The sequence below is a fragment of the Roseateles sp. genome, from assembly GCF_039929605.1.
Lineage (GTDB): Bacteria > Pseudomonadota > Gammaproteobacteria > Burkholderiales > Burkholderiaceae_C > Pelomonas.
Genome location: NZ_JBDSQX010000032.1, coordinates 1 through 10769, shown reverse-complemented (window position 1 = coordinate 10769; position 10769 = coordinate 1). Strand labels below are relative to the sequence as shown.

Sequence of the window (10769 nt, the reverse complement as noted above, 5' to 3'; positions counted from 1 at the left end):
TCACGACGTGGCCATTCCCGTGACGCAGATCCAGGACAAGGCCGGCAAGCTCGTGATGGCAGGTGCCACCAAGGAGATGATCAAGGGCATGCCGGCATTCACCTATGCCACGGATACGGCCAAGCGCGACCAGTTCGTGGCCACGGCCGAGGCCGACATCGCCAAGGGCAAGGCGAAGACGGCCGAGCTGGAGAAGAAGGCTGGCGTGGCTGCCACCGATGTCAAGGCCAAGATCGACCTGCAGGTCACGGCATTGCAGCTCGACGTGAAGTCGGCTGAATCCAAGCTGACCGAGATGAAGCAGGCAACGGCCGTGCACTGGAGAGAGTTTGAAGCCAGCGTGAGCGCTGCGACCGCGCGGCTGCGCAAGTCCATCGATGCGGCCACCGGTTGATCGGCAACAACTTCGCCTCGTCAGTTCGTCAGGCCGGTAGCCGTGCTCTGCGGCGCCCGCGCTGCGAAGTGGCACGGGCATGACCACCCCGACAACTGCCGCAGCCCATGCCGTGCCGCCAGACCGCGGCTTCACGAACAGACTGCGCGGCCACCCCTTGCAACAGCCCAGCGAGCAACACCGCAACCAGCGTATCGGTTGGCTGCGCGCCGCTGTGCTCGGTGCCAACGACGGCATCGTGTCCACGGCCAGCCTGGTGCTGGGTGTTGCGGCAGCCGGGGCGGACCATCGCACCGTGCTGCTGACCAGCGTCTCCGGCTTGATCGCCGGGGCCATGTCGATGGCGGCGGGCGAATTCGTCTCGGTCCATTCGCAGATGGACACCGAGAACGCGGACCTGGCGCGCGAGCGCGCCGAATTGAGGGCCGACCCGGTGGGTGAGCAGCGGGAGCTTGCGGGCATCTACGTCGGCCGCGGCCTGGACCGGCGCCTGGCAGACCAGGTGGCGGGCGAGCTGATGGCGCACGATGCGATCGGCGCGCACGCCCGGGACGAACTGGGCTTCTCGCCCACCACAGCCGCACGGCCGACGCAGGCCGCGCTGGCCTCGGCAGCCAGCTTCTCGGTGGGCGCCGTGCTGCCGATCGGCGTCGTGCTGGCCACCGCGCCTGCACAGCTGATCCTCTGGGTCTCGATCGCCTCGCTGGCCTTCCTGGCCGGGCTAGGCGCCGTCTCGGCGCAGGTCGGCGGTGCGGGGGTGTGGCAAGGCGCCTGGCGTGTCGCCTTCTGGGGCGCCATCGCGATGGGCGTCACCGCAGGCGCGGGTGCCTTGTTCGGTGCCGTGGCTTGAGGGTGGCCAGCGCGCTGCCGGCATGAACCCGGCGGCTATGGACACCGTCTCACTCACCCTCCTGTTCCTGCTCGCCGTGGTGCTCAGCGACTTGCTCGCGCGGGCGCTGGCCTCCATCCTGCCGTTCACGCTTCCCACGCCGCTGATCCAGGTGGCCTTCGGAGCGGTCATGGGCCTCTTCCCCGCGCTGGTGGTGACACTGCAACCCGAAGTGTTCTTCCTGTTGCTGCTGGCGCCACTGCTGTTTCTGGACGGCTGGCGCATGCCGGCCGAGGAGTTGCTGCAAGACAAGGGCATCGTCGTTCAGCTGGCACTGGGCCTGGTCGTGTTCACGGTGTTGGGTGTGGGCCTGTTCCTGCATGCGCTGGTGCCGGCCGTGCCGCTGCCCGTGGCCTTTGCGCTGGCCGCGGTGTTGTCGCCCACCGACCCCATCGCCGTCTCGGCCATCGCGCGCCGCGTGCCCATGCCGCCGCGCATGATGCAGATTCTGGAAGGCGAATCGCTGCTGAACGATGCCTCGGGCCTGGTGTGCTTCAAGCTGGCGGTGGCAGCCATGCTGACGGGCAACTTTTCGCTGCCGGCGGCCGTGCTCGATTTCGCCTGGTTGGCCAGTGCCGGCGTGGCCACAGGGGTGGGCCTGACGCTGCTGCTGACCGGCCTGAAGAACGTTGCCGCGCGGCTGCTGGGTGAGGACAGTGGCGCCCAGATCCTGATCAGCCTGCTGATCCCCTTTGGCTGCTACCTGCTGGCCGAGCGTGTGGGAGGCTCCGGCGTACTGGCAGCCGTGGCAGGCGGCTTGACCATGGCCGTGTTGGAGAACTCCGGCAAGGCCAGTGCCAGCACGCGCATACGCCGCAGCACCTTCTGGGACCTGCTCGGCTTCGCCGCCAATGGTGCAGTCTTTGTGCTGCTGGGCGAGCAGCTGCACGGCATCGTGGCCGAGTTCAAGCTTGCCGCGCCCGGCAGCGGCATGGACAGCGCGGGCCGGCTGGCGCTGCAGGTGGTGGCCATCACCGCTGCGCTGGTGGTGCTTCGCTTCGCATGGGTTGCCGTCTCGCTGCGGCTGCGCACGTTCAAGCGCAGCGGTGAGTCCGGCGCGAAGGCCGAGCCGCAAACCGTGCCCTGGCGCCAGATCTCGGTGATGTCACTGGCTGGCGTTCGCGGCGCGGTCTCACTGGCCGGCGTGCTGGGCCTGCCTTTGCTGCTGCCGGGTGGTGCCGCGTTTCCCGCACGGACCCTGGCCATCACGCTGGCCATGGGGGTGATCACACTGTCGCTGGTGTTGGCCTCGGTGGCGCTGCCCTTGCTGCTGAAGGGCCTGGCGCCCACAGCAGACGACACGCCGGCGCTGGAAGAAGTCACGGCGCGTCTGGTCGCTGCACGCGCCGCCATCACCGCCATCGAAGTCCTGGAGCGCGCGCGTCCGGCAGGCCATGCAGACGCTGCGCTCTACACCGCAGCGGCGGCACGCCTGCTGGCGCAGTACCGCCAGCGCATCGACAGCCGCAGCGGCAGCGCCGAAGCCGTGGTGCAAGCCCAGCGCGAGGAAGGCATCGAACGAGAGCTGCGCCTGGCGGGGCTACGCGCAGAACGCAGCACGCTGTTCCAGGAACTGCGTGCACGACGGCTGGGCAGCCGCACCACGCGCAGGCTGGTGCGGGAGCTGGACCTGATGGAAGCACGGCAGTTGACCTGAAGGGCGACGACATGGCGGCCAATTCCTCCTCCACCCAGGTCATCTACGCGGCCCTGGTGGGCAATCTGCTGGTCGCGTTCACCAAAGCCGGCGCCGCCGCCTGGACGGGCAGCTCGGCCATGCTCAGCGAGGCCATCCACTCCTTCGTCGACATCGGCAACCAGGTGCTGCTGCTCTACGGGATGCGGCGCGCCAAGCTGCGGGCCGACCCCGACCACCCCATCGGCTACGGCCGCGAGCTGTACTTCTGGAGCTTCATCGTTGCGTTGCTGGTCTTCGCGCTCGGTGCCGTGGTGTCGATCTACCACGGCATCCTGCACGTCAGAACCCCCGAGCCCATCCACGACGCCTTCGTCAACTACATCGTGCTGGGCCTGGCCTTCGTGTTCGAAGGTGCCTCGTGGTGGGTGGCATTCAGGCACTTCAAGATCATGAAGGGCCAGCAGGGCTACTACGAGGCCTTTCGCACCAGCAAGGACCCGCCCTCGTTCGTCGGCCTGTTCGAAGACAGTGCGGCGCTGATCGGCATCGTGATCGCGGCCTTCGGTACTTTCGCTTCCACGCGGCTGGGCCTGCCGGCACTGGACGGCGTGGCCTCGATCCTCATCGGTGGGGTGCTGGCTTGCGCCGCGGCACTGCTGGCCCGTGAAAGCAAAAGCCTGTTGATCGGTGAGCGGGCTGACCAGCGCTTGAGTGACTCGCTGCTGCGCATCGCCGAAGCGGCCAGCGTGAGCGCCAAGGCCAATGGCGTGCTGACCGTGCAGCTGGCGCCGGATCAGATCCTGGCGGCCTTGAGCCTGGAGTTTCCGGATGCGCTGCGCGTTCCCGAGGTCGAGGCGGCGGTGGCCGAGATCGAGCGGCAGATCCGCATTGCACACCCGGAGGTGGTGACGCTGTTCATCAAGCCGCAGACCGCGGCAGCCTTCAAGGAGACGGTGCGCCGGCGCTTCGGGGAGCAGCCTGCCGCGCTGGGCCTGATCGTTGCACCGGCTCCCAACGCCAACCCCTTCCAACCGCAGCAGCAGACACCATGAACGAGCTCATCCCGGCCCGTGGCGCGGTGTGCTGACCCTTGGCAGTTTGGCGGGCAGCGGAGACCAATCGGGCCTGCCAGGGCGCTCCGAATCGACAACGATCAGATAGCGCCCGGGGTGCGCAGTCGGCGTGCGGTCGCTGCGCATGACCCAAAGTGCCTCGCCTGCACCGAGCGCCTCGTCGTAGTCCTCGTCGAGCAGCCCGTTCTTGTCCAGGAAGCTGTTCAGCGTGGCGGGCATGCGCACGCAACCCTCGGACTGCCTGCTGCCCAGGCGCCATGCCGCGAGATCGGCATCTGTGGCGTGCATTTGCAGGCGCAGCTTGCCCATTGCCCCATCCCCCCAGCCTCGCGGTGCGGCGACCCAGCCGAAGTCGTAGACGCGCATGCCCTTGTTGCCGTAGCCACGGAAACCGTTCTCGTTCTTCGTGCCTTCTGCGCGAAAATCGGGGTTGGCCAGCGAGTGATCGAAGACGCCCAGCGGCGTCGTGAAGTGCTCGAACCGGCCTGGCAGGCCGGTGGAAACTGGCGTCGCGCCAATCAAAGCCCAGCCCAGCGACGACGATCCCCAGTACAGCAACGCGGCCTGGACGTCGGGATTCCGGTCCACCAGCAGAACGAACTGCAGTGCACTCAGCTCAAGCTGCGCCGCTTGCAGGGCGCTCGCCAGACGCTGGGCATATTCATCAGCTTGCGTCTGTGGCAGGGGCAGGCGTGGTGAGACGTCACGCGCGAACGCTGCCGCCATCGCCCCGCCCTCGTCTGGCGCGATGTTGGTGGCTGACGGCGATGACCTCGGCGCCACTGGTTCGACGTCAAGGGCGCCGCCGGCCGGCGCAAGGAAAGCAAGACGCCCAAGAACCGCAAGACACGCAAGACACGCAAGACACGCAAGCCCCACCCCTGCACCAAGCAGCCACCCGACAGGCCTCATCCGCACGAAGCCAAGGGTGCTGCGGGCAGAACTGCGACAGGGTGCTCCAGCCGAGACTGCAGGATGCTGTTCACGCCGGCAACAAACGACTCGACCTGCAGCGGCTTGGTCCAGTAGTCCAGCACGCCGAATGCCCTGGCCCGCTGGATGTCGATCGGGAAGGCGCTGGCCGAAACCGCGACAACCGGGATCGACGCGGTTCGGGGGTCGGCGCGCAGCGCTTCAAGTACCTCGAAGCCGGACATGTCTGGCAGTTGCAGGTCCAGCAGCAGCAGGTCGGGCTTGTGCGCAAGAGCACTCGCCAGGCCGGTCGAGCCATCGTCGGCCTGCAGCACCTGGATGCCACCGCAAAGCGCCAGCATCTGCTCGACGAGGATCTGATTGACCGGGTTGTCGTCGATGCTCAGCACGGTGGCCCTTTGCCACCTCGGGCTCCCCTGCGGACACACCAGGGTCACAGGGGGCGCCTGCTTCGACGCCAGCTCAAACCGGGGCAGCACGACCCGCGCGCGGGTTCCGGTGGCGGGGTGGCTCTCGATGATGAGCCTTCCCTTCATCAGCTCCACCAGTTGTTTGGTCAGGGTCAGGCCGATCCCCGTGCCTTCGACGGCCAGGCCAGCGTTTCCGAGCCGGTTGAAGGGTTCGAAGAGGTGTGACATCTGCTCCTCGGTCATGCCCAGCCCGTTGTCCACCACATCGACGACAACTTCACCTTGCTGGCAAGAGACCTCCACCTTCACCGTACCGCCGTGGCGGTTGTACTTGCAGGCGTTGCTCAGCAGGTTGATCAGCACCTGGCGCATCCTGCGCGGGTCGCAGACCACGCCGATCGACAAAACGCCCAGCCCACCAACCGTCAGTGCCACCTGTTGACTGCGAGCGAGCGGTCGGCTCATCGAAACGGCTGCGTCAATGATGGGTGCGATGTCGATGCCTTCAGTCACCACGTCAAATCTGCCGGCCTCGATGTGTGAGATGTCCATGACGTCGTTGACCAGACCCAGCAGATGCCAGCCCGCGTCGGTGATCAGCCGCACGCGTTCGGCCTGGGCCGGCAACAACGCGCCTTCAGGGTCGGAGCCCAGCAACTGGGCAAAGCCCAGCATGGCATTCAAGGGCGTGCGCAGTTCATGGCTCATCCGCGACAGGAAATCCGTCTTGGCGCGGCTGGCATCTTCGGCAACCGCGCGCGCGAGGTTCGCCTCCTGTGCGGTCTGCAGATCGGAAATCTCGGTCGCCACGACCAGCACGCACCTGGTGCCCAGGTAGTCCACCACATGAGCGTGAAGGAGCACCTCATGGGCGATCTGCCGGCTGTCGGTGATCCGGGCTTGCAGGCCCACGACGGCGTGACCCAAGTCAAGCGGAGCGTAGAAGATGGCGCGGTCCGCATCCGAAAGCCCGCAGCCGAGCCCGTCGATGGATTTGCCCATGATCTGCTGGAGCGTCAAGGCCAGCAGCGAGCACCACTGATCATTGACCTTGACGACTTTTCGGTCGTCGAGATTGAACACGGCCATCGGAATCGATGCGCTATCGAACAGCGTGTTGAACAGCTGCAACGTACGCACCTTCTCGTCGAGCGCAGCCTTGTGGGCTTTCTCGCGGTCGGCGTTGTCGAGGGCGAAGGACAGGTCCTCGCCCATCTCTTTGAGCAGCGCCACCATGTCCGCCTGGAAGTAGCCTCTTTGGCCAGCGTAGATCAGCAGCGCGCCCACGCGGGCGGCGTTGCGCTGAATCGGCAGCGCGGCCATCGCGTGAATGTCGTTGCGCAAGCACCAGGCTGCCCACGGCTGCAGCCGCGGGTCCTGGCTGATGTCGTTGCTGATGCAAGGCGCATTCGAGGCTGCGCTCGTCAGGGTGTTCAGCATGACTGGGCCGCTGTCGTCGCAGTCCGTTCGGCGATCCGGCGTGTTGCTGTCGGCCCAGCGAGCCGTTGCGCGGTGCGCCATGCTGCCGTCCAGCACCTCGATCACAGCAAGCTTGGCATGGCCTGAAGCCACGCAGATTCTGCACACGCCGTCAAACAGTTCAGCGGGCTCAGGTCGACGCAGGATCAGCCGATTGGTCGCCGACATGACAGTGTGCAACCAATTCAACATATCGCCTCCCGGGCCGTTCCAAGTGCGACGGCTGCAGGCCTGAGCGTTCGTCGATCTGGGATCTTGAGTTGACGGCCATACCGCCTGCCGAGTCTGTTCGGTGACGTACAGCAGTGACGGCGTAGAAGGCCTTGCGGCCATTTCCGTGGGCGCAGTGTCGGGTAGCGCACAGAGGGCAGTCGCCTGAACCGCTACACACATCCTCTGCCGCCTTCTGAACGGCATTCCGGGGGAACGCCACGCCATGAACGCCAACACGCATCGCTTGCAAGCCCTGGGGCAAAGCCTCTGGCTGGACAGCATCAGCCGGGAGTTGCTCTGCGGTGGCGCACTGGCCCGCTACATCGCCGAGTTGGGTATCACGGGTCTGACCTCCAACCCCACGATCTTCGAACATGCGATCAAGGCCGGCGATGGCTACGACGCCAGCATTCGCGCGCTGGATGCCGCGGGTCTGGCGGGCGAGGCGTTGCTGTTCGAACTGATCCTGGAGGACCTGACCCAGGCCGCAGACCTTTTGCGCCCCGTCTTCAACGCCAGCCAGGGCGTGGACGGCTGGGTGTCACTGGAAGTCTCTCCGCTTTTGGCCGACAACGCGGCGCACACCATTCGGGCAGCCGATCAGCTGTTCAGGCGCGCGGCGCGGGCGAACCTGCTGATCAAGATTCCCGGCACCGGTGAAGGCCTGCAGGCCGTTGAGGAAGTGGTTTTCGACGGTGTCCCCGTCAACGTGACGCTGCTGTTCTCGCGCGAACACTACCTGGCTGCGGCGCAGGCCTACCTGCGCGGCATCGAGCGGCGCCTGGCTGCAGGGCTCGATGCGAAGGTGGCGTCGGTGGCCTCTGTCTTCATCGGCCGGTGGGACGCGGCGGTCAAGCTGGAGATCTCCTCACCGTTCCACAACCGGCTCGGCATCGCGATGGCGATGCGCACCTACCGCGCCCATCGTGAACTGCTCGCCAGCGACCGCTGGCAACGGCTGGCAGCGGCCGGCGCGCAGCCGCAGCGGCTGCTGTGGGCCAGCACGGGCACCAAGGATTCCACCGTCGCCGACACCTTGTACGTGCAGGCTTTGGCCGCCGCAGGAACGATCAACACCTTGCCGGAGAAGACCTTGCTGGCCTTTGCCGACCACGGCAGGGTGGGCACGCCGCTCCCGGCCGACGGCGGTTATGCCGATGCCGTGCTGGAAGAGTTTCGGCGCGAGGGCGTCGACGACGCGGCACTGGCCGAGCGCCTTCAGCGCGAAGGCGTGGAGGGCTTCGCAGCGTCGTGGCACGCGGCGCTGACCTGCATCCGGCAGAAGTGCGCTACCAAGGCCGCCATGACGCCGCCATGACGCCGATATGAACGATCAGACGCTGCCGTCCAGCCCGGCATGGCAGGTGCTGATCGAACACCGGGCTCGCATCGGCGGTCTGCACCTGCGTGCGCTGTTCGCCGCCGATCCCGAGCGCGGCACCCGTTGCACGGTGGAGGCCGCAGGCCTGTATCTTGACTACTCGAAGAACCGCATCGACGCGCAGACGGTTGCGCTGCTGGTGGCGTTGGCGGTCGACCGTGGCCTGGCCGAGCGTATGAATGCCATGTTCCGCGGCGACCGCATCAACACCACCGAAGGGCGCGCCGTTTTGCACACCGCGTTGCGGGCGGCGGCCGGCGAGTGCGTCCTGCTGGACGGCGTGAACGTGGTCGATGAGGTGCATGTCGTGCTTGCGCGCATGGCAGCTTTCAGCGATCAGGTCCGCAGCGGCGCCTGGCTGGGGCATACGGGCCAGCCGATCCGCAACATCGTCAACATCGGCATCGGCGGCTCGGACCTGGGCCCGGCGATGGCACATGCCGCGTTGCTGCACTACAGCCAACGCGACCTCTGCATTCGATTCGTCGCCAACGTCGATGGCACCGATTTCGCGGAGGCCGTTCGCGGGCTCGACGCCGCGCAGACGCTGTTCATCGTCTGCTCCAAGAGCTTCAAGACGACCGAGACGCTGACAAATGCCCGGGTGGCGCGCTCTTGGTGCCTGCAGCACTTGGGTGCTGCCCAGGCCGTGGCACGCCACTTCGTCGCGGTGTCCGCCAACGTCGAGGCCGCGACGGCGTTCGGCATCGCGCCAGCGCAGATATTCCCGCTGTGGGACTGGGTTGGCGGCCGCTGCTCGATGGCGTCGGCGGTCGGCCTTTCCATCATGCTGGCCATCGGGCCGGGGCATTTCACCGACATGCTGGCCGGCATGCGCACGATGGACCAACATTTCCGGCACGCGCCCCTTGGCCACAACATGCCGGTGCTGCTGGGCCTCCTTGCCGTTTGGAACAACAACTTCCTCGGTGCGCCAACGCAGGCGGTGCTGCCGTACGAGCAGTATCTGCAGCGCTTTCCGGCCTATCTGCAGCAACTGACGATGGAGAGCAATGGCAAGCACGTGACGCGCGAAGGCCAGACCGTCGGGATGACCACATCGCCCGTCGTGTGGGGCGAGCCGGGTACCAACGGGCAGCATTCGTTCTTCCAGTTGCTGCACCAGGGCACACGGCTGGCGCCGTGCGACTTCATCGGTTTCGCGCAGAGCCTGAACCCACAGGGCCAAGCGGCCGGGCAGGGCGACCCACAACACGACCTGCTGATGGCCAACCTGTTCGCGCAAGCCGAGGCGCTGGCCTTCGGGCGCACCGCGGACGAACTGCGGGCCGACGGGGTTGCCCCGGCGCTGTTACCGCACCGCGTCCTTGAAGGCAACCAACCCAGCAACATGTTGCTGGGTGACCGCCTGACGCCGTTTGCGCTGGGCGCCCTGGTGGCTCTGTACGAGCACAGCGTGTTCACACAGGGTGTGATCTGGGGTATCGACTCTTTCGACCAATGGGGTGTCGAGTTCGGCAAGGCGCTGGCGCAGCGGACGGCTGTCGAGTTGGGCGCCGAGGCCGGCGAGGCCGGAACGCATGACACGTCGACCGAGGCCTTGATCCAGCGCTACAGACGGCTGCGCAGGGGGTGACATGTGCGGCGACGTACAGACCGGCGCCGCCGTGCGAACCAAACTTGGGCCCAGAGCCACAACAACTGAACACGCCGTCAATGCACAAGCATCTTGAACCCTGGCGCGATGCCCTGGCCGCCAGTGTCAGCTTGTGTGCAGGCCTGATGCTCGTCGCCGCGTTGGCCGGCTGTGCCGCCTTTGAGCCGGTGCAGGCACCGGCCCCACGCGTGGCGCTGAATGTGCCCTTGGCTTGGTCGACGGCGGACGCGGGCCTCGCCGCAACACCCCTGGCGGCCTGGTGGCGGCGCTTCGACGATGCGCTGCTGGTGAGCCTGATCGACGACGCCCTGCGCGCCAACACCTCGCTGGAAGCGGCGCGGGCCGCGCTGGCGCAGTCACGCGCCGCGGGTGACCTGCAGTCTGCTGCCTTGCGGCCAGCCCTGGGCGGCTCGGTGTCGGCGCAGCGCAGCCGACGCGGTATCGGGAACACAGGCGCGAACTCACCCGGCAGCACGGCCAGCGTCTCGACCAACACCTTCAGTGCAGGTTTCGACGCGAGCTGGGAGCCCGACATCTTCGGTGCCGTGCGCGCCGGCGTGTCGGCGGCCGATGCCGACGTCCAGGCCAGCGCCGCCAGCCTGGGCGACGCGCAGGTCTCGGTCGCGGCCGAGGTGGCCGTCAACTACCTGCAGCTGCGCAGCCTGCAGCAGCGGCTGGCCATTGCCGGGCAGAACCTGCAGAGCCAGCAAGAGACGCTGCAGATCACGCAGTGGCGCGAG

8 protein-coding genes and 1 pseudogene are annotated in these 10769 nt (G+C 67.0%); 7 read left to right on the top strand and 2 right to left on the bottom strand.

Annotated features, from left to right (window positions below):
- The 4 genes and pseudogenes from ABIS05_RS04760 to ABIS05_RS04745 form a co-directional block, all read left to right on the top strand.
- Positions 1-394 (top strand): annotated as a pseudogene (locus ABIS05_RS04760) (PRC-barrel domain containing protein); the annotation flags it as partial.
- Positions 395-473: 79 nt separating this feature from the next.
- On the top strand, positions 474-1244 hold the full coding sequence (locus tag ABIS05_RS04755) for a VIT family protein (RefSeq protein WP_348012608.1): 771 nt from the start codon (positions 474-476) through the stop codon (positions 1242-1244).
- A gap of 37 nt (positions 1245-1281) precedes the next feature.
- Positions 1282-2940 (top strand): Na+/H+ antiporter, encoded by a 1659-nt coding sequence (locus tag ABIS05_RS04750; protein WP_348012607.1) that lies wholly within the window; start codon positions 1282-1284, stop codon positions 2938-2940.
- 11 nt (positions 2941-2951) lie between these two features.
- Complete coding sequence (locus ABIS05_RS04745) at positions 2952-3974, top strand: cation diffusion facilitator family transporter (RefSeq protein ID WP_348012606.1); 1023 nt, start codon at positions 2952-2954, stop codon at positions 3972-3974.
- A 6-nt stretch (positions 3975-3980) separates the two neighbouring features.
- Here the strand turns inward: ABIS05_RS04745 and ABIS05_RS04740 are convergent, their stop codons facing one another.
- A complete protein-coding gene (locus ABIS05_RS04740; RefSeq protein ID WP_348012605.1) occupies positions 3981-4721 on the bottom strand; it encodes a L,D-transpeptidase in 741 nt (246 codons plus the stop codon).
- Between the two features lie 182 nt (positions 4722-4903).
- Positions 4904-6985 carry an ATP-binding protein gene (locus ABIS05_RS04735; RefSeq protein ID WP_348012604.1) on the bottom strand — a complete coding sequence of 694 codons (2082 nt, stop codon included), beginning with the start codon at positions 6983-6985 and terminating at the stop codon, positions 4904-4906.
- 268 nt (positions 6986-7253) lie between these two features.
- Here ABIS05_RS04735 and tal point away from each other — a divergent pair, with 268 nt between their 5' ends.
- From tal to ABIS05_RS04720, 3 genes are all read left to right on the top strand, one after another.
- Positions 7254-8348 (top strand): transaldolase, encoded by a 1095-nt coding sequence (gene tal, locus ABIS05_RS04730; protein WP_348012603.1) that lies wholly within the window; start codon positions 7254-7256, stop codon positions 8346-8348.
- A 7-nt stretch (positions 8349-8355) separates the two neighbouring features.
- Positions 8356-10008, top strand: a complete 1653-nt coding sequence (pgi, locus tag ABIS05_RS04725) for a glucose-6-phosphate isomerase (protein WP_348012602.1) — start codon at positions 8356-8358, stop codon at positions 10006-10008.
- Positions 10009-10088: 80 nt separating this feature from the next.
- Positions 10089-10769, top strand: a 681-nt coding sequence (locus ABIS05_RS04720) for a TolC family protein (protein WP_348012601.1), incomplete at its 3' end; no start/stop codon positions are given.